The sequence below is a fragment of the Geomonas oryzae genome, from assembly GCF_004117875.1.
In the GTDB taxonomy this organism is placed as follows: Bacteria; Desulfobacterota; Desulfuromonadia; order Geobacterales; family Geobacteraceae; genus Geomonas; species Geomonas oryzae.
Window position 1 is genome coordinate 1 of record NZ_RAHW01000011.1, and the last position, 23,113, is coordinate 23,113.

17 protein-coding genes are annotated in these 23,113 nt (G+C 62.2%); 6 read left to right on the forward strand and 11 right to left on the reverse strand.

Annotated features, from left to right (window positions below):
* The 7 genes from D6Z24_RS20430 to D6Z24_RS20460 form a co-directional block, all read right to left on the reverse strand.
* Positions 1-4,810, reverse strand: a 4,810-nt coding sequence (locus tag D6Z24_RS20430; protein ID WP_162605205.1) for a retention module-containing protein, incomplete at its 3' end; no start/stop codon positions are given.
* A gap of 431 nt (positions 4,811-5,241) precedes the next feature.
* On the reverse strand, positions 5,242-7,239 hold the full coding sequence (locus D6Z24_RS20435) for a hypothetical protein (protein WP_129127803.1): 1,998 nt from the start codon (positions 7,237-7,239) through the stop codon (positions 5,242-5,244).
* The gene (locus tag D6Z24_RS20440; RefSeq protein WP_129127804.1) at positions 7,211-8,320 is read right to left on the reverse strand and encodes a hypothetical protein; all 1,110 of its coding nucleotides are present in this window, start codon (positions 8,318-8,320) and stop codon (positions 7,211-7,213) included. The genes D6Z24_RS20435 and D6Z24_RS20440 overlap by 29 nt, the downstream gene beginning before the upstream one ends.
* The gene (locus D6Z24_RS20445) at positions 8,317-8,790 is read right to left on the reverse strand and encodes a hypothetical protein (RefSeq protein ID WP_129127805.1); all 474 of its coding nucleotides are present in this window, start codon (positions 8,788-8,790) and stop codon (positions 8,317-8,319) included. Before D6Z24_RS20445 ends, D6Z24_RS20440 begins: the two co-directional genes overlap by 4 nt.
* Positions 8,791-8,799: 9 nt before the next feature.
* Positions 8,800-9,375 carry a hypothetical protein gene (locus tag D6Z24_RS20450; protein WP_129127806.1) on the reverse strand — a complete coding sequence of 192 codons (576 nt, stop codon included), beginning with the start codon at positions 9,373-9,375 and terminating at the stop codon, positions 8,800-8,802.
* A gap of 18 nt (positions 9,376-9,393) precedes the next feature.
* The gene (locus D6Z24_RS20455) at positions 9,394-9,939 is read right to left on the reverse strand and encodes a hypothetical protein (RefSeq protein ID WP_129127807.1); all 546 of its coding nucleotides are present in this window, start codon (positions 9,937-9,939) and stop codon (positions 9,394-9,396) included.
* Positions 9,940-10,021: 82 nt separating this feature from the next.
* Positions 10,022-12,286, reverse strand: coding sequence for an OmpA family protein (locus D6Z24_RS20460; protein ID WP_162605161.1), 2,265 nt, complete (start codon positions 12,284-12,286; stop codon positions 10,022-10,024).
* Between the two features lie 317 nt (positions 12,287-12,603).
* Here D6Z24_RS20460 and D6Z24_RS20465 point away from each other — a divergent pair, with 317 nt between their 5' ends.
* From D6Z24_RS20465 to D6Z24_RS20475, 3 genes are all read left to right on the forward strand, one after another.
* On the forward strand, positions 12,604-13,926 hold the full coding sequence (locus tag D6Z24_RS20465; RefSeq protein ID WP_129127809.1) for a TolC family outer membrane protein: 1,323 nt from the start codon (positions 12,604-12,606) through the stop codon (positions 13,924-13,926).
* Positions 13,927-14,022: 96 nt separating this feature from the next.
* On the forward strand, positions 14,023-14,697 hold the full coding sequence (locus D6Z24_RS20470) for a transglutaminase-like cysteine peptidase (protein ID WP_129127810.1): 675 nt from the start codon (positions 14,023-14,025) through the stop codon (positions 14,695-14,697).
* 18 nt (positions 14,698-14,715) lie between these two features.
* Positions 14,716-16,674: a bifunctional diguanylate cyclase/phosphodiesterase gene (locus D6Z24_RS20475; protein ID WP_129127811.1), complete on the forward strand. Its 1,959-nt coding sequence runs from the start codon at positions 14,716-14,718 to the stop codon at positions 16,672-16,674.
* Here D6Z24_RS20475 and D6Z24_RS20480 read toward each other — a convergent pair.
* Positions 16,671-16,991, reverse strand: coding sequence for a hypothetical protein (locus D6Z24_RS20480; RefSeq protein ID WP_129127812.1), 321 nt, complete (start codon positions 16,989-16,991; stop codon positions 16,671-16,673). The genes D6Z24_RS20475 and D6Z24_RS20480 overlap by 4 nt on opposite strands.
* A 166-nt stretch (positions 16,992-17,157) precedes the next feature.
* On the opposite strand from D6Z24_RS20480, the gene D6Z24_RS20485 reads away from it, so the two are divergent.
* From D6Z24_RS20485 to D6Z24_RS20495, 3 genes are read left to right on the forward strand one after another with little or no spacing between them, the layout of a single operon-like run.
* Positions 17,158-19,335 (forward strand): type I secretion system permease/ATPase, encoded by a 2,178-nt coding sequence (locus D6Z24_RS20485; RefSeq protein WP_129127813.1) that lies wholly within the window; start codon positions 17,158-17,160, stop codon positions 19,333-19,335.
* Between the two features lie 12 nt (positions 19,336-19,347).
* Positions 19,348-20,697, forward strand: coding sequence for an HlyD family type I secretion periplasmic adaptor subunit (locus D6Z24_RS20490; RefSeq protein WP_129127814.1), 1,350 nt, complete (start codon positions 19,348-19,350; stop codon positions 20,695-20,697).
* A gap of 3 nt (positions 20,698-20,700) precedes the next feature.
* A complete protein-coding gene (locus D6Z24_RS20495) occupies positions 20,701-21,321 on the forward strand; it encodes a helix-turn-helix transcriptional regulator (protein ID WP_129127815.1) in 621 nt (206 codons plus the stop codon).
* 5 nt (positions 21,322-21,326) lie between these two features.
* Here the strand turns inward: D6Z24_RS20495 and D6Z24_RS20500 are convergent, their stop codons facing one another.
* From D6Z24_RS20500 to D6Z24_RS20510, 3 genes are all read right to left on the reverse strand, one after another.
* Positions 21,327-21,971 (reverse strand): CAP domain-containing protein, encoded by a 645-nt coding sequence (locus tag D6Z24_RS20500; RefSeq protein ID WP_129127816.1) that lies wholly within the window; start codon positions 21,969-21,971, stop codon positions 21,327-21,329.
* On the reverse strand, positions 21,968-22,246 hold the full coding sequence (locus D6Z24_RS20505) for a hypothetical protein (RefSeq protein ID WP_129127817.1): 279 nt from the start codon (positions 22,244-22,246) through the stop codon (positions 21,968-21,970). The genes D6Z24_RS20500 and D6Z24_RS20505 overlap by 4 nt, the downstream gene beginning before the upstream one ends.
* Before the next feature lie 142 nt (positions 22,247-22,388).
* Entirely contained in the window at positions 22,389-23,090 is a 702-nt protein-coding gene (locus D6Z24_RS20510) for an amino acid ABC transporter permease (protein WP_129127818.1), read from the reverse strand.
* Positions 23,091-23,113: the final 23 nt, after the last annotated feature.

The following is a 23,113-nucleotide window of genomic DNA, read 5'->3' on the forward strand; positions in this document are numbered from 1 at the left end:
CTTCGGTGACGTACCCGGAGTCGGCGCCACTGAAGGTCGGAATGTCGTTGGTCCCGTTGATCGTGATGACGATGTCGTGGCTGGTGCCGTCGACGCTCTGGACAGTGAAGGTTTCGACTTTGGTTTCGCCATTGCCGAGATACTGCACGTCGGCGTTGGCAACGCTGTAAGTCCAGTGACCGGCGCTGTCGATGGTGATGTGGCCCAGAGCGCCTTCGCTGGCGACAGGCGCGACCGCCGTGTTGATCGCCGACTGGTGCTGATCCGCATCGGCAACTACCAGTGTGCCATTAGTGGACAACGTAACGGTCTCAGCACTCGGGGTGTCTTCGGTGACGTACCCGGAGTCGGCGCCACTGAAGGTCGGGACGTCATTGGTGCCGTTGATCGTGATGACGATGTCGTGGCTGGTGCCGTCGACACTCTGGACAGTGAAGGTTTCGACTTTGGTTTCGCCATTTCCCAAGTACTGCACATCGGCATTGGCAACGCTGTAAGTCCAGTGGCCCGTGCTGTCGATAGTGATGTGACCGAGGGCGCCTTCGCTGGCGACAGGTGCGACGGCAGTGTTGATCGCCGACTGGTGCTGATCCGCATCGGCAACTACCAGCGTCCCGGCGGTAGTCAGATTGACAGTTTCGGCGCTCGGAGTGTCCTCGGTCACGAAGCCGGAATCGGCGCCACTGAAGGTCGGGATGTCATTCGTCCCGTTGATCGTGATGACGATGTCGTGGCTGGTGCCGTCGACACTCTGGACAGTGAAGGTTTCGACTTTGGTTTCACCATTGCCGAGGTACTGCACATCGGCATTGGCAACGCTGTAAGTCCAGTGGCCCGCGCTGTCGATAGTGATGTGACCGAGGGCGCCTTCGCTGGCGACAGGTGCGACGGCAGTGTTGATCGCCGACTGGTGCTGATCCGCATCGGCAACTACCAACGTCCCGGCGGTAGTCAGATTGACAGTTTCGGCGCTCGGAGTGTCCTCGGTCACGAAGCCCGAGTCTGCCCCGGTGAAGGTCGGGATGTCATTCGTCCCGTTGATCGTGATGACGATGTCGTGGCTGGTGCCGTCGACACTCTGCACGGTGAAAGTTTCAACTTTGGTTTCACCATTGCCGAGATACTGCACGTCGGCGTTGGCAACGCTGTAAGTCCAGTGACCGGCGCTGTCGATGGTGATGTGGCCCAAGGCGCCTTCGCTCGCAACCGGGGCAACGGCAGTATTGATTGCAGACTGATGCTGATCCGCGTCGGCAACTACCAGTGTGCCATTAGTGGACAACGTCACGGTCTCAGCACTCGGGGTGTCTTCGGTGACGTACCCGGAGTCGGCACCGCTGAAGGTCGGAATGTCGTTGGTGCCGTTGATCGTGATGACGATGTCGTGGCTGGTGCCGTCGACGCTCGGCACCGTGAAGGTTTCAACTTTGGTTTCACCATTGCCGAGATACTGCACGTCGGCGTTGGCAACGCTGTAAGTCCAGTGCCCTGCGCTGTCGATGGTGATGTGACCCAGGGCGCCTTCGCTCGCAACCGGGGCAACTGCAGTATTGATTGCAGACTGATGCTGATCCGCGTCGGCAACTACCAACGTTCCAGCGGTAGTCAGGTTGACAGTTTCGGCACTCGGAGTGTCCTCGGTCACGAAGCCGGAATCGGCGCCACTGAAGGTCGGGATGTCATTCGTACCGTTGATCGTGATGACGATGTCATGGCTGGTGCCGTCAACGCTCTGCACCGTGAAGGTTTCAACTTTGGTTTCACCATTGCCGAGATACTGCACGTCGGCGTTGGCAACGCTGTAAGTCCAGTGACCGGCGCTGTCGATGGTGATGTGGCCCAAGGCGCCTTCGCTCGCAACCGGGGCAACTGCAGTATTGATTGCAGACTGATGCTGATCCGCGTCGGCAACTACCAACGTTCCAGCGGTAGTCAGATTGACAGTTTCGGCGCTCGGAGTGTCCTCAGTCACGAAGCCGGAATCGGCGCCACTGAAGGTCGGGATGTCATTCGTACCGTTGATCGTGATGACGATGTCGTGGCTGGTGCCGTCGACGCTCTGCACCGTGAAGGTTTCAACTTTGGTTTCACCATTGCCGAGATACTGCACGTCGGCGTTGGCAACGCTGTAAGTCCAGTGACCGGCGCTGTCGATAGTGATGTGACCGAGTGCACCTTCACTGGCGACAGGTGCGACGGCAGTGTTGATGGCCGACTGGTGCTGATCCGCGTCGGCAACTACCAACGTTCCAGCGGTAGTCAGATTGACAGTTTCGGCGCTCGGAGTGTCCTCAGTCACGAAGCCGGAATCGGCGCCACTGAAGGTCGGGATGTCATTCGTCCCGTTGATCGTGATGACAATGTCGTGGCTGGTGCCGTCGACGCTCTGCACGGTGAAGGTTTCGACTTTGGTTTCACCATTGCCGAGGTACTGCACATCGGCGTTGGCAACGCTGTAAGTCCAGTGACCGGCGCTGTCGATGGTGATGTGGCCCAGGGCGCCTTCGCTGGCGACAGGTGCGACGGCCGTGTTGATGGCCGACTGATGCTGATCCGCATCGGCAACTACCAACGTTCCAGCGGTAGTCAGGTTGACAGTTTCGGCGCTCGGAGTGTCCTCGGTCACGAAGCCGGAATCGGCACCGCTGAAGGTCGGGATGTCATTCGTCCCGTTGATCGTGATGACGATGTCGTGGCTGGTGCCGTCGACACTCTGGACAGTGAAGGTTTCGACTTTGGTTTCGCCATTGCCAAGGTACTGCACATCGGCGTTGGCAACGCTGTAAGTCCAGTGACCGGCGCTGTCGATGGTGATGTGGCCCAAGGCGCCTTCGCTCGCAACCGGGGCAACGGCAGTATTGATTGCAGACTGATGCTGATCCGCGTCGGCAACTACCAACGTTCCAGCGGTAGTCAGATTGACAGTTTCGGCGCTCGGAGTGTCCTCAGTCACGAAGCCGGAATCGGCGCCACTGAAGGTCGGGATGTCATTCGTACCGTTGATCGTGATGACAATGTCGTGGCTGGTGCCGTCGACGCTCTGCACGGTGAAGGTTTCGACTTTGGTTTCGCCATTGCCAAGGTACTGCACGTCGGCGTTGGCAACGCTGTAAGTCCAGTGACCGGCGCTGTCGATGGTGATGTGACCCAGAGCGCCTTCGCTCGCAACCGGGGCAACGGCAGTATTGATTGCAGACTGGTGCTGATCCGCGTCGGCAACTACCAACGTTCCAGCGGTAGTCAGATTGACAGTTTCGGCGCTCGGAGTGTCCTCAGTCACGAAGCCGGAATCGGCACCGCTGAAGGTCGGGATGTCATTCGTCCCGTTGATCGTGATGACGATGTCGTGGCTGGTGCCGTCGACACTCTGGACAGTGAAGGTTTCGACTTTGGTTTCGCCATTGCCAAGGTACTGCACATCGGCGTTGGCAACGCTGTAAGTCCAGTGACCGGCGCTGTCGATGGTGATGTGGCCCAGGGCGCCTTCGCTGGCGACAGGTGCGACGGCCGTATTGATCGCCGACTGGTGCTGATCAGCATCGGCAACTACCAGTGTGCCATTAGTGGACAACGTAACGGTCTCAGCACTCGGGGTGTCTTCGGTGACGTACCCGGAGTCGGCACCGCTGAAGGTCGGAACGTCGTTGGTGCCGTTGATCGTTATGACGATGTCATGGGTGGTGCCGTCAACGCTCTGCACCGTGAAGGTTTCAACCCTGCTCTCGCCGCTGCCAAGGTACTGGACGTCGGCGTTGGCAACGCTGTAAGCCCAGTGGCCGGCGCTGTCGATCGTGATGTGGCCAAGAGCACCCTCGCTTGCAACAGGTGCGACTGCCGTATTGATTGCAGACTGGTGCTGGTCCGCATCAGTTACAACCAACGTCCCGGTGGTAGTCAGATTGACAGTTTGAGCGCTCGGGGTGTCTTCGGTCACGGAGCCATGGTCGGCACCGGTGAAGGTCGGGATGTCGTTGGTGCCGTTGATCGTGATGACGATTTCGTGGGTGGTGCCGTCAACGCTCTGCACCGTGAAGGTCTCGACTTTTGTCTCTCCATTGCCGAGATATTGAACGGCGGAATTGGAAACGCTGTAAGTCCAGTGCCCCGCACTGTCGATCGTGATGTGGCCCAAGGCACCCTCGCTAGCGACAGGTGCGACAGTCGTATTAACGCTGTACTGGTTACCATACACATCAGAAACGGTTAGCGTCCCAGTAGTGGAAAGATTGGGGTTCGATGCATCTTCGGAAACGGATCCGTGATCAGAACCAAGGCCAGGCCCTGTAAGAGCGGGGGACTGTACGTCTGCGGCCGCCGCCTCGATGGTTCCCGTGGCGCCGAAAGTAACGCCGGTGGTCGTCACACCACTTGTGGGGGTGACTTCCGCGCCGGTCGGCGCTACGACGAAGATCGGATGGGTACCGCCGGCGCTGGCGGGACCACCGGCTGCCGGAGCTTCGAGCTCGATGGGCTGATCGCCGGTCAGAAGGGCCTGCTGAATCTGCTCTACTTCTGACACCGCATCGGATACCTCTTCGGGGGTCACCGTCGCATATACATCATGGTCGATGGTCACATTGGTCATACGCCCCAGATCCAGATGATTCTCCTGCGCTCCGTCAAAAACGATCGAGGCGCTGCCGTCACTCTCGGTGACGATACGATCATTCGCATAGATCGGGCTGTTCGGCATGAGGAGTCTTACCGCTCCATCCGGGGATATCGCTTTCACCGTCCCGTACAGAATCACAACCTTACCAACCACCTGGTTCCCGGCGCCTGCCGTTGCTGCGTGAGTGTTCTGTGCCATGACCATTCTCCACTGTTAGATTTATTGGCTGAAGGGGGCTTGTCTAAATTCGGTTAGCGTAAACATATCTCTCAGGCAGGACTATGTCTATTGTACCTTGGTACTAGATTGACATAGTGATTAAGATTACACGGAGCTCATTCACCTTCAGTCGTCCTGTATATCTGCTGCCGTGACAACGGATAATTCGTCTGCCAGAACCGCTGCCTTTGGACTGACAAGAAAAGCCCTCCTTGAGACAGAGGGCTTTTTTTATGATTGAGGGGCAGAAGCAAATCCCCCCTGCCCCCCCTTCGCAAAGGGGGGAACGTGTGTTCGCATACGGCGCTGCGTAGATACTGTTACTGCACTTCCCCCGACATTCTTCGAAGAACCTGCGCCCAAAAGGAGATCTCTGGTTCACAAACAGCGCTTCGTAGCACAGCCTGAAATCAGAACGGCCGATCCAGTCGGTTGGGCTCCTTCACGAGTTTCGTGAAGTTCGAGTTCTTCTGGATCTCCTCCAGGTAGAAGAGCTTCAACAGGTTGTGGGTCGGATGATCGGGGTTTCTCTGCATCTCTTCGCGCATGCTCTGGAACGACGCGACGAGCTGCGTGTCGGTCGGTACGTCGGCCGGGGCCGTGCCGGCGAAGAGCTTGTCTACCGCGTTTATGTAGGCAAGGCTCGACGTCGCCGTCTCGGGACGCTGCGCGCTCACCCATTTCTTGATCGCCGGGGACTGCTTGATCCGGCTCGCCAGCGGCAGGAAGTAGTCGAGGTACAGGTTGTAACGCCCGTCCTTCTTGAGCGCCGCCGAGGTCTGGCGCACCTCGCGCAAGGAGAGCGGGAAGAGCTCGGCCGAAAGCAGGCGGTGCGTGAACCACAGGTTGTAGGCGCCGTTGTCCGTGCTGAATTCGCTCACCCTGCGGTAGGCATAGGAGACCTTGTCGGAGGCCTCGAAGGCCCCGAAGTACGCCGAATCCGGGATGACGTCGTTGAACCCCCTACCCTGCTGCGCGGTGAGGAAGTTCAGGTAGGAGTTGAGCGCCATCTGCATCGAGGTGGCGTAGCTCTGGATGCTCTGCGCGTCCTGCGTCGTGTTGAGCTTCACGAGGTAATAGTCGCCGGTCCAAAGGGAGAGCTCCATGATGGCCCGCCAGAGACGGTGCGTCGACTTGAGGTACAGCTCCCGGCTCTGGTAGCCGGCACGCTCCCACCCTCCCGCGGAGTACGGGGCGATGTCGTTGAAGATCGCCATCGACTTCAATAACGCGGTGCGCCCCTCCTGGTCGGGGAGGGTCGAGAAGAACTTGTAGGCGGCCGCGTTCTCGTTGTCGGCAAGGCGCGGAATGGCGAAACTGGTCATGTCGAGGTAGTCCACCGCCGCCATGACCACGCCGCTCGACCTGGGTCCCGCAGCCCACTTGAAGCAGAGGTCGTTGAAGGTCTTCGCCCGCTCGTAGGTCTTCTGCACCGACTCGGTCATCCCCTCGGCGTCGAGTTTGGAACTTGCCACCTGCTGCAGGCGCTTCGACTCGATCGCCGCGACGGTGAAGTTGAGCCGGTAGCGGTCCGAATCCGGAGCGCCAAGCCCGTCCACGATGCGCTGCACCAGCGTCTTCGTGTACTTCCCTTCGCTGTCCTTCTCTCCGAGGTTCCTGTCGTTCATCATGACGAACAGGGGCCCCAGCGCGTTCAGACCGTCCAGCTTGCGGGCGATGATGGCCCGGTTCACCACGAGGTTGATGAGGTTTCGATAGTAGAAGGGGGTGTTGGTCGGCACCGCGCCGCTCGTCGCCCCGGTGGCGATCTCGTTCTTCTCGATGTAGAGGATCGACCCGTTCCAGATGCCGTAGACCTGCGCCACGAAATCATCGGCGTCGTCACGCTCCAGGGCCTGCAGCGCCTTCACCATGCCGCTCCAGTAGGCGATCTCGGGCATGGAGGCCTTCCCTTTCAGGCTCTCGATGGTCTTCGCCGCGGCGGCGAGGCTCTCCGGGTTGTCGCTTTGCAGGTAATCGATGGTCTGGGCGATGGCGAGCCTCAGGTAGTCGCGGTCGCGAAAGAGCTGCGGCTGCTCCCCGTGACGCTCGGCTCCCTTTTGCCCGGGCGCCAGTTTTCCGCTCCAGGTGGCGATGTAGGAGGCGAGGGTCTCGCCGATCTCCTGGTCGCGTTTTTCACGCCAATCCTTGATCTCGTTCTTGTCCCAGTAGGTCAGCTCGTAGGCGACATCGAGATACGGCCCCCACTCCCTGATCTGCGGGGCGGCAACCGGGGCGGCGACCTTGGCCGGGGTCGTCTTGTGTTCCTTCTTGGCCGGTGCGGCGTGCCCTTTTTTCTTGGTGGCGCCCCAGGAGGGTGCGATCGCCAGCAAAAGGCAGATGGCGCAGAAGATGATGAATGACAGTATCCGTTTCGGGCTAGTTTTTCCTAAGGCAGTCGTACGCATATTCCAACTCCTCGCATCGCTGGGATGGCTCTCGTCCCCTGGAGGGGAAGATGATGAGGTTGAAGGACGATACCCGTTTGGTTCCCTTGAACTGGAACTCACCCTTGTCATTGGTGCAACTGTGGCGCGAGCCGACGACGCTCAGCACCGCCTTGATCGCTTCCTCCTGTTGTAACGCGCTGTCGCAGATCTTGAGGCTCATAAGGGACACCCCGCGCGACAACGAGACGTCGGAGCCGGCAGCGGCACTTCCCGCCGGGCTCTTGCTGCGCTCCCGGGCAGCCGGGGACGTTTTTGCCTTCGGCTCCTCGATGGTCGCCTCGGATACACTTCGTACCGCGGCGACACGCGGCGCCGGGGCGCTCGCAGCAACCTCGACCGGCCTGGTCGGGCGCTGCGGCGAGAGGGCCGGTTCGCTGGCCGAGGGGAGTGCGGCCGTGGGTCCTCCGCGCACGCGGTAGATATAGGTACTCTTCGTCGAAGGGCGCGCCCCCACCTCCGCGGTCGCCTCCTTCCTCAGCCTCGTCGCCGGGGTGCCGATGCTGCCTGCGGCGGCCGGCTCGAATCCCTCGGGGGCCTGACGCTCGCGGGTGACCACCGGGGAAACCGAGACTTCGGACCCGCTCTGGTACCCGTAGGACCGGGCGACGACCGGGTAAGGCGCCTCGGCAGGGTAATTCGCCTCGTGCCGCTTTGCGGCTTTGCCGGGTGAGGTCGCCTCCGGGCGCCTCCCCTCTTCCACCGGCGCGTTGTACTGCGGCGGCTTGGCATCCAGGGCGTACACGGTGCGCTGCCGCTGGACCTTTTCCGCGACCGGATGCTCAGGCGGCACCTGCTTTTTCGGTTGCGCCGGGGGGGCCTTCAGATCCAGTTTGCTCACGTCCATGATGGTGCGTTTCGACACCGGTACGCCCGGCATCTGGAACCGGCTCACGCAAAGCGCGACCGTTGCGAGCACGAGGGCGACGAAGAGACGCAGCCAAGACGGGACCGGGGGGCGCAGCTCATGGTCCGCGCAAACGAGGATCCGTTTCAGCCGCGTGCCGCCATAGCCGCAGGTGCTCTGGACGCGCGCGCTCATCTTTTATCACCGGTGCGCGAGGTCCGCACCACCGCAAGGCCGTCCGCACTCCAGTACTTGCTCACCACCGCCGCCGCGGACAACAGATCACTGCTGTACGATTCGGGAAGCGGCACCACCACCGGGCGCGGATGTTCCCGGTTCGTCTCCTGGAGGTTTTTCAGCGCGGAGCAGAGTTCGTCGTAGGAAAGCAGCGCGGTCCTCGCCGCCTCCTTGCCGCGCACGACGTGCACGAGGCAATAGGGCCTCGCGCCGTGCCGGTCCACGAGAAGCTGATGGTAATCGGGGTTCGACTGCATCGCCACGAGCTCGGGGCTTCGCTCCACCACCGGGGCGGGGAGGTTCATCTCGGCGACCTGGCTGCTGGAGGTGTCCATCCTCGACATCTGGGTGAAGACCAGAAGGAGCAGAAAGGCGACGTCGGTGAAGGAGATGAGCCATTGGTTCCTGGATGTTCCGACGGTGCGCATGGCGTCCCCCTAGATCTTCACCTGCAGGCCGCGGTTGATCGAGCGTTTCGCGACGACGTCGAGGCAGACGCAGATCCCCTGCAGCAGCACGTAGTACATGAGGGCGAAATAGGTGGACCAGAGCTTCGCGCCGATGGCCCCGTTGTTGATGGCGCTCCCCGGGTCGCCGGTATAGAGGAAGATGACGATCATCCCCGCCACGGTGCCCCAAAGCCCGATGGGGGGGAGCAGGTTCGCGCACATGTAGATGCGGTTCACGAAAAGGCCGTTGAAATTGTTCTGCGCCACCTCGCGGGTGGCATCGTAGAGGAACTCCTTCGGCGCCGGCTGCCCCGCGGCCCCTTCACTCTGGCTTGTCGCCCAGAGCATCTTCGCGACACTCTCGGAGAGGGTGTCCTGCGGCGAGGCATGCTTGTCCTTCACGCTGTCCAGGTGCTTGTGGTCCAGCGACTTCGCGTGGATGAACGCACGCACCGCGAGGACCATGGCGATGATGAAGATGCTGGTGGTCAAGGTGAGCGAGATCCTGAGCGACCAGATGTTGAAGCTCATGGGGTTGATGGTGATGAGGCCCAGAATGTCCATGTCGTCGGCTCCTTGGCGTTATTTCTTGGCGATGCGCGCCAGGTCGCTGTCCAACTGGCGGATGGCTTCGTCCAGCGTGGTGGTCTTGCCCTGGATCTGTACCGACATCTTCTGGTAGGGGGCGTACAGCCTCTTCATCTCGGCGAGTACGCTCCCCGCATCGTCCCGGTAGTTGAGCACGATGAGAAGGCGCGTCTTGACGAGGGCGATCTCGGCCGAGAGCTGCGTCATCTCGATGTTGGAGCCGTCCACCGCCTGCGTCACCAGATAGTCGACGTGCCTTCTCAAGTAGTCGTCAAGCGGTGCCTGGAGCTGCGCCGCGGTCTTGGTCTCGCCGCTCGCGATGAAATGCTCGGCGAAGTTGAGAAAGACAAGCAGATCCTTCTTCACCGTCTGCAGCCTGAGCTCGAGCCCTAGGTCGTTCGCCTGCTCCGAGGTCGGCTCCTGAACGGGCGCGGCAACGCCCTGCGGCTCGGCGGCGAAAAGCGCCGAGGCGTTAAGAAGTGACACCACTGCCGTCACCACGACGGCCGTTTTCCATCGTAATGCAACGCTGTGATCCATATCCGACTCCTCTCACGAATGAGCTTTTGCGAGCTCATCTATCGTGATCCACTGCCCGGAGCGGCATCGCGCCCCGCGCCGGTCAGGGTCCTATGTGATGGGTACTTCTCGGCTTGATGTTGATCCTCAACCCCGTGTCGATCTTGAAGGTGCGGTACGGGATGATTTCCTCCCGGCCGGCGTCGAGGGTGATCTGGAGATAATCGGGGAATTCGCGGAAGCGGACGTTGGTGAGGTCGAACTTGTCGACCGCAGCGCCTTGAGCCCCCATGCCGTTCACCGCACCGATGAGGTCGATGACCAGGCTGTAGGGCTCCACCATGGTGATCACGCGGAAGTCGCTGACCTTGCCGTTGGTGAAGAGGCTCAATCCGTTCTTGTCGATGGTGACCCCGGTCAGGGCGATCTTTCCCTCGGGTGTCGGCGTTGATGGGGCGCCCTTGAGGACGAAGGGTTCCTCGTCGGGGAGGGGCGGCACCGGCTCCTGCTTTCTGAGCGCGGACGAGACCGGCTCGGCTTCCGGAACGGGAACGAGCAGCGGTACCTCCGGTGCGGCTACAGCGGGGAGCGTCGGCTGCGGTGCGGCGGGAGTATCTGCGGCGGGGGCGGTCACTTCCTTTGCCCTTTGTGCAGAGGGGAGTTCAGGCGGCAGTTTCGCCGCGGCAACCTCCCCGGGGGCAGGTTCTCCCTCGGCAAGCGGGGCAGGCTGCGGTGCAAGCTGCGCCGCGGGGAGCGCCGCGGGTGCCGCGGCACCCTGCGGGGCGGCCTCTACGGGACGGTCCACGTAGGAGGAGTCGATTTCCTTCTTGCGCTGCGCCGAGGGGAGCGGAGGGGGGACGGCCCCCTCCGCTACTGCGGTTGTCGGCGCGGAGGGGAGCAAAACCGCTTCCGTCTCCCCCTTGCGCTGTGCTGCGGGCAGGTCGGCCGCGCCGGCCTGCGGTACGAACAGTTTTTCCGGTTCACCCTGGCGATAGGCCGGGGTAACGCCGCCGTCAAGCGGTGCGTTACCCTTCGCTGTCTCCAGGGCTAAGGGCTTTTTTCCGAGCGAGCTCTCCTTTTGCACGGCGGCAGGTGCCGGAGCCGTCACCGGTAGGGCTTCCCTTTTCTTGCACACGAGGTTCGCCTCGATGCGCCTGTTCTTCGCGCGTCCCACGGCGGTCTTGTTGTTCGCTATGGGGCGGCTCTTGCCGTAACCCTTGGCGGTCAACCGCTTGGGATCGATGTGGAAGTTCTTCACGATGTAGTCGCGCACCGCCTGGGCGCGCCGCTCGGAGAGCCGCTGGTTGTGGTCGACGCTGGCGGTGCCGTCGGTGTGACCGGAGATCTCACCGTACGCCTCGGGGAACTCGTTCAGGAAGTCGCCCACCGATTTGAGCTCGGCGTGGTACTGCGGCTTCACGTTCCACTTGTCGGTGTCGAAGTTGATCATGAGCACCGCGGGCTGGTTGCAGAACCTCTTTTCGGCCTTGGTCGGCTGGGCCACCATGACCGCGGCGTTGGCGGCGCCGGTCCCCCCCTTGCCCGTGCAGGTCAGGGAGTAGACGGTGTCGACCGCCGGGGTCACCGTCATCGAGCCGTTCACGGCGACATCACCCAGGTCCGGGCGCATCTCGCAGTTGTCGGCGCGCTTGCTCTTCCAGCTCAAGATGGAGCGCTCCCCCTTCTTGATCGAAGTGGGGGAGGCGGCGAGCGCCACCTCGGGAGCCGCGACCACGACCGGAGGAGGCGGAGGCGGAACGGTCAGGTTCAGCGTCGGTTGCGCCTGCGGCATGGTGCGGGGCGCCGACTGCGGCGGAGCCGGCGGCTCGGGAAGCTTGGCAACGGCAGGAGCTCCGCCGAAGGGGATGTACAGCCCCGTGGTGTACTCGACCACGTAGTCGTCGAGCTTGTTGTTGTAGAAGATGCCGCGCACGTCGCCGCGCCAGGCGACGTCCTCGGTCACGAAGTACTTGAAGCCCCCGCCAAGATCGAAGGCCCCCTTGGTGCCGGGAGGAAGCTGTACGCCCGCGTAACCTGCGGCGAGGTTCGGGACGAACTTCTCATTAGGGCGGAAGTTCCACAAAAGGTCAGCGCCGTAGCGGTTGAAGTCGTGCTCGCTGCCGTTGCGGCTGTTTCTGAGCTTCGCGTAGTCGTAGAGCGCTTCGAGCTCCAGGTTTTTCGTGAAGTTGTAGCCGGCACGCAACCCGAAGACCGGAGAGGTTTCCAGGTGTTCCTTTCCGGCGAAGGAAACACCGCCCACCATCGGTGAGATGGAGAAGGGTGAGGTCGTAGCTGCTGACACGGTCCCGGGGAGGGAGGCGGCGCATAGCAGTGCTGCAGTCATGATGGCCAATGAATTCGTTTTCAAGTCACGTCTCCGTTTCGGTTTCTGAATGAGCCCCGGAGGCGCACTGTCACTGGGATAGCGTGCCTGCCTCATAGGCTTGCCATAAGGTACTACTAAGCTACTATCAAATTCTGCCATGTCAAATGCTCCCGTTTCTTAGAAATTTTTATACTTGACTACTGGGCGCTTTGCATATAATTAACCATACAAAATTACCATTTGCAAATTTATTATTCACATATAATATGTGTGTCAACATGAGTTGCTCCATTTGTCATGCGGTTTGTGAAGCATGTGCAATGGTGGTTAGCTTGATACCACGAACAGGAAGGTAGTTTATGGCACTGAACAGGAAGGTAATGACCGTTGTGGCGCTTGGCATGTTAACCTCTGCGGCGGGCACGGCCCACGCCGAGACACTACAGGACGCCGTGAAGTACATGTTGCAATCCAACCCCGAAGTACGGGCGCAGTACTACAACAAGGTGGCGCGCGAGAAAGAAGTGCGCCAGGCCAAGGCAGGGTACCTCCCCACCATCGACGCATCCGCGTCGGCGGGCGTAGCGCGCCAGCATGAGCCCATCTTCAACACCGTCGCCCCCGCAACCGCCGTGGTGAGCGTGCGCCAGAACGTCTTCCGCTTCTTCGGCACGCAGCACGAGGTGGAGCGCCAGGAAGCGCGGGCGAGATCCCGCGAGTACCTCCTCGGGGGGACCGCCGAGAACAACGCCCTGCTCGCCTCCAGGGTGTACCTGAACGTGCTCAGAAACGAGAAACTCCTGGCGCTCGCCCAGGAGAACCTGACCAACCACCTGAGGATCCATGACCAGGTGCGGCTCAGAAGCGAGTCCGGCGTGGACCGCCGCGCCGACTTCGAGCAGGTGAAGGGGCGTCTGGCCCTGGCGCAGTCCAACGTCGCCGCAGCACAAGCGAACCTCGACGACAGCCTCGCCGATTACCAGGCCGTGGTAGGCTACCTCCCCGGCGAACTGGCCGAGCCCGCATCGGTCGCGGCGGAGCTCCCGAAGAGCAAGGAAGAGGCCGAGGAGCTCGCCGTACAGGGTAACCGGACCCTGAAGTCGGCAGGCGCCGACCTGCAGGAGAGAAAGGCACAGCACGAGGCCGCGAAGAGCCTTCTCTACCCCACCCTCGATCTCGCCCTTGATTATCGCTGGCAAAAGGATTACAACGACTTGCCGGGACGCCGCGAGGAGTTCCTCGGCACCGCCACCATCTCCTTCAACATCTTCAACGGCGGCTGGAACAAGGCGCGCCTTGGGCAGACCAGAAGCGAGGTGTACGAGGCGGAGGAGATCCTCAACAACACGAAAAGGCAGACGGTGCAGTCGATCCGTCTCTCCTGGGACGCGAACAAATCCGCGCAGGAGCGCCTGAAGTTCCTCGACGACTACGTGAAGGCCGCCGCCCAGACCGCCGACGCCTTCGCGGCCCAGTGGTCCATCGGCAGAAGGACCATGTTCGACCTTCTCGACACCCAGGCCGAGCTCATCAACGCGAAGGCAAGCCTGGTGAACGCGCAATACGACCAGAGGTACGCCGAATACCGGATTCTGAACGGGATGTCGCGCCTTCTGCCAACCCTCGGCCTGCAGGCGCCGGACGCCGGCGGGAAGGTGACCACGGCAAGCAGCGCGCCGTAGCCTCCCGCCAACAGACGTGACACAGAGTCCCGGATCGCCGCGAGTCACCGACGGTCCGGGCTTTTTTTTAACAAAAGGGGCTTTCCCTGGAGCGCCGTGGGCATCTACCTTAAACGACTACTATCGCTGTCCCTGGCCGCCTTTTTGGCGGCGCTTTGCGTTGCCGGCACCGTCTTCACCGCCGGCAACTTCAGCGTCGACCGGCAGCTATTGCAGCAGGCGGAAAAGAAGTACGGCCGGGAGGCCTACCAGCGCCTGGTCGCCTGGGAGGAGCTCATCGCACGCGACAGGAGCCGCCACGACCGGGAGAAACTCGAGAAGGTGAACCGCTTCTTCAACGAGCGGATCCGTTTCGCTTCCGACCGCGAGGTGTGGGGCGTAGAGGACTACTGGGCGACCCCGGTGGAGTTCCTGGCCAAGGGGGCCGGCGACTGCGAGGACTTCGCCATCGCCAAGTACTTTTCCCTCAAGGCGATGGGGGTCGACGACGACAAGCTGCGCATCACCTACGTCAAGGCGCTGCGCTACAACATCCATCACATGGTGCTCACCTACTACAGCGACCCCGAGGCCGAGCCGCTCGTGCTCGACAACCTGGTCGACTCCATAGACCACGCCTCCAAACGCTCCGACCTCATGCCGATCCTGAGCTTCAACGGCTCCGGGCTGTGGCTCGCGAAACAAAGGGGCAAGGGTAAACTCGCCGGCAAGTCGAACCGGCTCAGGCTCTGGCAGGATCTTTTGCAGAAGATGTCCGAGAACAAACTGTAACGGGCAAAGGAAAAACATATGACTCTGTATCGACAGCTCATCATCTTCACCGTCGTCCTTTTCCTGCTCCTCTTCACCGGGACCTGGTACGCGAAGCTCGCCAACACCCGCACCTTCCTGACCGACCAGTTGGAGTCCCACGTGCAGGATACCGCGACCTCGCTCGCCCTCTCCATCTCCCCCCACGTGGCGCAAAAGGACCTCACCACGGTGGAAGGCATGATCAACGCCCTATTCGACCGGGGCTACTACCAGAAGATCACCTACACCGGCCCGCGCGGCGAGGTGCTCATCGACAGGACGCTCCCGGTGAAAGTCGAGGACGTGCCGCAGTGGTTCGTGAAACTCGTGCCGCTCAAGACCCCCGAGGCGGAGGCCGACGTGATGGCGGGTTGGAACCAGGGGGGAACCATCCTGGTGAAGAGCCACCCGGGCTACGCCTACGAGACGCTCTGGAACGAGGTCATCTCCATGACCGTCTGGTTCGCCGGCTGCGCCGTCTTCATGCTTGCCGCGGTCGGCATAGGGCTCAAGCTCCTATTAAAGCCGCTTGCCGCCGTGGAGCGCCAGGCGGACGCCCTGGGGCGCGGCGAGTACGAGCTGCAGGATCCCCTCCCGCGCACCCGCGAATTCAAGAGCGTTGCCGAGGCGATGAACCGGATGACGGTGAAGGTGAAGGAGATGTTCGGGGAACAGGCGGCGAGGGCCGAGGGGCTGCAGGAGCGGGCCTACCACGATCCGCTGACCGGCATCGGAAACCGGCGCTTCTTCGAGACCCAGGTGGGAGCCGATCTTACCGAGGGGCAAGGGCGCGGCCTGCTCATGCTGGCCCGCGTGCATGCCCTTGAGGCGCTCAACACGGAGCGCGGACTGCAAGCGGGGGACGAGCTTTTGAAGCGGGTCGCCGTGCTTTTGCAGGAAGCGGTTTCGGGCTACGGCGAAGCGGTACTGAGCAGACTCACCGGCGGCGACTTCGGCATCTTCCTGCCGCACCACTCCTCTTCCGAAGCGGAAATCATCGCCACCGAGATTGCGAACGACTTAGGGCGCCTCGCCCGCGAGAGGCTCTCACTCTCCGACAACATCGCCAACCTGGGCGTTGCGGCCTACGAGGGGAGCATCACCCTGTCGCGGCTTCTCTCCGAGGCGGACCTGGCGCTCTCGGCGGCGCAAAGCAAAGGGGCGAACGGTTGGGAACTGCGCGCGGTGAGCGGGGAATCGGCGCTCCCCATGGGGCAGCAGCAGTGGAAGGAATCGCTCGTGCAGGCGCTCGAGGAGCGGCGCGTGACCCTGGACGCCCAGGCGGTCATCGCGAACACAAAGGAGCGCAAGGTAAAGCAGCTGGAGCTCTTCGCCCGCATAGCGCAGGAGGACGGCACGGCACTCGACGCCGCCCTCTTCCTGCCGATCGCCGAGCGCCTGAAGCTTGTTTCCGCCATCGACCGGATGGTGATCGAGGAGGCGCTGCGCTTTGACTTCCGCACCATCGGCGTCGAGCGCATCGCCGTCAACATCTCCCCCACGTCGCTCGAGGACGAGGCGTTCCGCGGCTGGCTGCACGGCTACCTGAAGGGGCTTCCCTCCGGCTCACCGCACATAAACTTCGAGTTCTCCGAGTTCGCCGCGGTGCAGCATCTGGAACTGATCAGGGAGTTCGCCGCCGCGGTGCGTGCCTGCGGACACGGCATCGGCCTCGACCACTACGGCAGGAGCTTCTCGAAACTCGGCTACCTGAAGTCGCTGCGTCCCGAGTACGTGAAGATCGACCGTGCCTACACCGGGGAGCTCTTGAGCGGGGAGAACGACAGCGGCTTCTACGTCGCCTCGCTCTGCAGCGTGGCGCACAGCATCGACATCGCCGTGGTGGCGGAAGGGGTCGAATCCGAAGAGCAGGCGGCGGTGTTGAAGGAGCTGAACCTCGACGCCATGCAGGGTTACTTCTTCGGCAGGCCGAAGCCGCTCTCTTCATTCACCTAGATGATGTCGTGCACGAGGAGGTCGCTGGCGGAGATCTTCTCGCGCAGGCTCTGGCGCGTCTTGATCCTCTGCTGCGCCTGTTCGGGAAGCTCGGTGAAGTTGATCACGTTCTTTCTGACCAAAAGGTCGACAAGGTCCTCGATGACGCGGACCGTGGCGGCGTCGGAGAAGGCGAGCGACTCGCCCCAAGCGCCGGACTCGTTCAAAAAGGCGAGCACCTCCGGGTCCATGAGCGGCTTCTGCTCCGCGGTCTGGTTGACGGGGGTCTGATGCAGGGCGACGATTTTGCCGTCCTCTCCTCTCTCTATGTAGAGCATGCGTTTTCCTCTCTGTGATCTGCGGGCGAAGGCATTAGTCGAAAATCATTGACACCGGACAACAGGCCCAAGTATAACGCAAAACGATTACCAATGTGAAATCTATTATGCTACAATAATCCACCTTTTTGTTTTTGACGGCTTGTCTGCATAAAGAGGAAACGACGTGCAAGAGACAGATAGAACCGCCCCTGAAACACAGTGGAACCTTGGCGAGGACATGGATCGTCACGACGATCCCCTTCTCGACGCGCTGATGCTGGTCGCCAAGCTGCACGGGCTGCCGGCTTCGCGTACCGGCATCGTGGCGGGACTGCCGCTCGTGCAAAATCGCGTCACGGTGGAACTTTTCCCCCGCTGCGCCGAGCGCGCCGGTCTCTCCAGCCGCGTCGTCAAGCGGCCGCTGAACCGCATAAGCCAGTTGCAGCTCCCCGCCGTCCTGCTTTTGCATAACCGTCAGGCGGTGGCGGTCGTTGAGCGCGACCTCGAGGAGGACACCTTCAAGATCCTTCTTCCCGAGGCGGGGACGGGAGAAAAGAGCATCACCCGTGCCGAGCTCGAGAAGCTCTACGCCGGTTTCGCCATCTTCGTCCGCCCCAAGTACCGCATCGGGCGGGAGGGGGGCGTCGCCCGCGAGGCCGAGGGTACGGGGCACTGGTTCTGGGGCACCCTCACCTCCTCCTGGCGCATCTACCGCGACGTCATCGTCGCCTCCTTACTCATCAACGTCTTCGGACTCGTCAGCACCTTCTACGTCCTGAACGTCTACGACCGGGTCATCCCGAACAGCGCCTTCGAGACCCTCTGGGTGCTCTCCATAGGTGTCACCGTCGTCTACCTCTTCGGGGTGCTGATGCAGGGGCTGCGCGGTTACTTCATCGACGAGGCGGGGAAAAAGGCGAACCTCAGGATCTCCTCGGTACTTTTGCAGCGCGTCCTCAACCTGCGCCTCGAGGTGAGGCCGCAGTCGGTCGGCTCCTTCTCCAACAACCTGCGGGAATTCGAGTCCATCCTCGACTTCATCACCTCATTCTCCATCACCACCCTGATCGACGTCCCCTTCATCATCCTCGGGCTCGGGGTGATCTGGTACATCGGCGGCGAGGTCATCCTCGCCATCTTCATCGCCAGCATCGTCATCATGATCGCCTACGCCGCCTGCATCCAGGCGCCCCTGCGCCGCGCGGTGGAAAACACCTTCGCCGCCTCCAGCCAGAAAAACGCCATCCTGGTCGAGGGGCTTGCCGGGCTCGAGACCGTGAAGATGCTAGGTGCCGAATCCCACGTGCAGCGCAGTTGGGAGGATGCCGTCGGCTACATCGCGACATGGAGCGCGCGCTCGCGCTTTCTCTCCTCCTCGGTGAACCAGGTCGCCTACCTCGTGCAGAACCTGGCCGTCGTCGCCCTCGTCGTCGCCGGTGTCTACGCCATCTCCGTCGGCAAGCTCACCCAGGGGGGACTCGTCGCCCTCGTGATCCTCTCGCGCCAGGTGGTGGCCCCGGTCGCCCAGGTCGCGAACCTCGCCACCCGCTTCCACCGCGCCAAGGAGGCGTACAAGACCCTCGACGACATCATGAAGCTCCCGGTGGAGCGCCCGGCAGGCAAGACCTTCCTGCACCGCACCCGCTTCCACGGAGGGATCGGCGTGCGCGGGCTCTCCTTTGCCTACCCCGGCCAGTCGGTGAACGCGCTCAACAACATCACCCTGAACATCGAGGCGGGGGAGAAGGTCGGCATCATCGGCCCGATCGGTTCCGGGAAGACCACGCTCGGCAAGCTGCTTTTGGGGCTCTTCGAGCCGGGAAGCGGCATGGTGACCATGGACGACACCGATCTCAGGCAGATCGACCCCGCCGAGCTGCGCCACTACGTGGGGTACGTTCCGCAGGACATCTCGCTCTTCAAAGGGACGGTGCGCGAGAACCTGACCCTCGGTGCGGACGACGTCGACGACCATTCCATCATGCGGGCCGCGGAGCTTGCCGGGGTCGGCGAGTTCGTGAAGAAACACCCGCTCGGCTTCGACATGGAGGTTGCGGAGTTCGGCCGCGGGCTCTCCGGCGGGCAGCGCCAGTGCGTCGCCATCGCCCGGGCGCTCCTTCTCGACCCGCCGGTCCTCGTCCTCGACGAGCCGACCAGCAACATGGACAGCCGTTCCGAGTTGAGGCTCAAGAACAACCTCGCCGAAGGGGCGAAGGAAAAGACCATGATCCTGATCACGCACCGCGCCTCGCTGCTCGAGCTCGTGGACCGCATCATCGTCATCGACAACGGCACCGTGGTGGCCGACGGCCCGAAAGGGGCGGTCCTCGAAGCGCTGCAACGCGGGCATCTGAACATCTAGCGGAGAACTGTCGTGGAGATAAACAAGAACAAGGCGAACGGGGTGTTCCGCAGGATGCCCGAAGAAGAAGTCGATTTCGTGACCGACATCAAGACCTCGATCCTGGTGCAGTCCCCGCGCGGGGGGCGCGCCATCCTCTGGTCGACCCTGCTCCTCTTCGTCATTTTCCTCGTCTGGGCCGGCTATTCCGAGGTGGAGCAGACCACGCGGGGCGAAGGAAAGGTGATCCCGGCAAGCCAGGTGCAGGTGATCCAGAACCTGGAGGGGGGCATCCTCTCGGAACTGCACGTGAAGGTGGGCGACACGGTTAAGAAGGGGCAGCTCCTTTTGAAGATCGACGAGACCCGCTTTGTCTCCTCGCTCGAGCAAAGCCAGGCGAAATCCGGTGCCAACAAGGCGAAGGCCGCCCGTCTGCGCGCCGAGGCGGCGGGAAGTACCAGCTTCACCCCGCCCGCCGACGCCCCCCCGGCCATCGCCGCCAGCGAGCGCGCCCTGTTCGAATCGCGCCGCGCCGAACTGAAGAACTCCCTCGACGTGAAACAGTCGCAGATCGACCAGCGCCAGGGGGAATTGAGGGAGCTGAACACGAGGCTCAAGGAGCTCAGCCAGACCTACTCCCTTTATCAGAAGGAGATCAACATCACGAGGCCGCTGGTCGCCAAGGGTGCCGTCTCCGACATGGAACTTTTGCAGCTCGAGCGCAAGGCGAGCGAGATGAAGGGGGAGATCGAGACCATAAAGCAGTCGATCCCGCGCATCCAGTCGAAGATCAGCGAGAGCTATTCCGCGATGCGGGAGCTGAAGCTCAATTTCGCGAACAAGGCGAAGACCGAGTACAACGAGGTCGCGGCACAGCTGGGCGAGGAGGCCGCCTCCTCGATGGCGCTCAAGGACCGCCTGGACCGCACCCTGGTGCGCTCTCCGGTGAACGGCACGGTGAACCGCATCCTCGTCAACACGATAGGGGGCGTGATCCAGCCCGGCATGAACATCGTGGAGATCGTCCCGACCGAGGGGACCCTCCTCATCGAGGCGAAGATAAAGCCGGCCGACATCGGCTTTTTGAAGCCGAACCAGAAGGCGATGGTGAAGTTCTCGGCCTACGACTACACCATCTACGGCGGGCTCGATGCGCGGCTGGAACAGATCGGGGCCGACAGCATCACCGACGAAAAGAAGGAGAGCTACTACCTGGTGACGCTCAGGACGGACCGCAACTACCTGGGCACCAAGGAGAAGCCGCTCCCCATCATACCGGGCATGGTCGCCACGGTCGACATCCTGGCCGGTAAACGCACCATCCTCTCGTACATCCTCAAACCGATCCTGAAGGCGAAGTACAGCGCACTGCGCGAGAGGTAACGCATGATCATCCTGCTGGCAAGCGCAAGCGGAACCGTCCTCACCCGTTGGCAGGGACTGCTTGCCGATGGAAACGAGATCTTACAGGTCCGCACTCTCGATGAGCTGAGGCGGACGGTCCCTTCGGCAAGGCCCGACCTGGTCATGCTGCACCGCGACCTGGTGGACCAGGCGGAGTGCGCCGCCCTGCGCACCGCGTCGCCTGCGACCAGGCTCTTTCTCCTCTCCGACCGGCCGGAACCGGACGAGGGTCTCGCCTTTTTGAAGGTGGGGATCGTGGGATACGCCAACACGTACATCTCGGCGGAGCGCCTGAAGGAAGCGCTGAACGTGATCGACGGGGGCGGGGTGTGGCTCGGGCAGCAGGTGATCCAGCAACTGATCCTGGAGGCGGCGCAAAACGCCGCGGCGGGAAGGGAGAGGCGGCTCGACGAACTCCTGGCGCCGCTTAGCCCCATGGAGCGCAAGGTGGCCGAACTGATCGCCGGGGGGAGGACCAACCTCGAAATAGCAGCCGAACTCGGCATCGTGGAGCGCACCGTGAAGGCGCACCTCACCTCGATCTACGGCAAGCTGCCGGCCGGAAACCGGCTGAGCCTGGCACTCCTCATCAACCGGGGGTAGCGCGGCTAGCGCTCCTTGAAGGCGCCGGCGAAGTCCATGACGCAGACGGTGCGGTACACCGGATGCGGCCCGCATGCGGCGCCCGCCGTGGCGAAGGCGCGGTTGAAGATGTTTTTGCGGTGTCCCCGGTTCGGGACCCCGTCGTCTATGATGAGCCCCATCACCACCATGCGTGCGGTGTCGGGGCCGTAGCTTATGTTCTCCCCAATGGTCGAGGTCCAGGAACCGTGCCCCTCGATCCTCCCCTTTAGTCCTCCCGCTTCCCCGTGCCCCGTCTCACCCGACTCGGTCTGCACCCGCACCAGGTCGGCTGCGGCCTCGGCAAGCCCGGACGACCAGGAAAGCGCCGGCACCGGGCGCTGCCGCGCTAAATAACGCAGCGCCTCGTCCAGGGCCTTCGTCCCCTCCGAGGTCATCACCATGTTGTAGGTCCCCGGCACCCGGTACGCCTTCCCGACGAAACTCTTCCGGAACTCCCGTATGTAGTTCGCGTAGCGCTGCGGAGCGGTGCGCGCGAGGTTGGTCTCGGCGAGCACCTGACGCGCGAGGTCCGCTTCTCCCGCCTGCGCGCCGAAAGCGACGCCGCCTCCGACCGGGAAAATTGCGGTCATGCAAAAAAGGAAGATGACACCCTGCAGTATCCTTCTCATCGTCTTTTCCCCTCCAAAAGCGCGAGTCTCTCCTCGAAAACCTTCAGGGCATCGGCGAGGGTCGCCTCGATGTCGTCGCCGTAGACGGTGAAGTAGAGGTAGTCCCCGGAGTAGTGGTGCCAGTTCAGGTCCTCGACGAGGAGCGGCTCCAGGTAGCGCTCCATCTTCTCGTACGGGTAAAACGGATCGCCGTTGGGCCAGGTGCGCCTGAGTTTCTCCGCCTGCACCTCGGTAAGCGGGATGCGGTAGCGCACCGAAACGACCTCAGCCTTCATGATCTCCCCTCCCCTGCCCTCACATTAGCCGATATCGGCCAGCCAAAGGATAAGACAGACCGTCCAGCTTGGCAAGGGTCCACGAAAAACGCCCCCCTTGGCGGACCAAGGGGGGCGTTCGGAAACGTTGCGGCAAAGAGGACTAGATCGACTTTCTCCAGGCGAGCCTTCCCTCGAGCCAGCGCGAGAAGCTGGTGAAGGCGAAGCAGAGCACGAAGTAGACCGCGGCGATGAAGATGAAGATCTCGGTCGGATACGCCATGGTGCGGTTGTTGATCTGGGTGCCGACGTGGGTGAGCTCGGAGACCCCGACGATGAAGGCGAGCGAAGTGTCCTTGATGAGCGAGACGAACTGGTTCACGAAGGACGGGATCATATTCCTCAACCCCTGCGGCAGGATGATGTAGAGCATCGCCTGCCAGGGCTTGAGCCCCGTGGAGATGGCCGCCTCGGTCTGCCCCTTCGGTATCCCCTGGATGCCGGCGCGCACGATCTGCGACATGTAGGCCGAGGTGAAGATGGTGAGTCCCATGATGACCGTGGTCGCCTCGGGCACCGTCTTGCCCATCAGGGCCGGGAGCAGGAAGTACATCCAGAAGATGACCATCAAAAGCGGGATGCCGCGCACCGCGTTGATGAAGAGGTTCACCGGGTGCCGGATCCAGGCGTGGCGCGACAGGCTCAAAAGGCCCAAGATGAGTCCCCCGAAGAAGGAGAGGACGCAGGAGACCACCGCGAGGTACATGGTGAGCCCAAGCCCCCCGAGCGGGCCGTTGGGGTAGCGCCCGATCATGAAGTAGGTCAAGTTGTCGATGATTACCTGAAAGTTAAGTGCTTCTTCCATTTATGTTCTCCATTTCCCGCAGG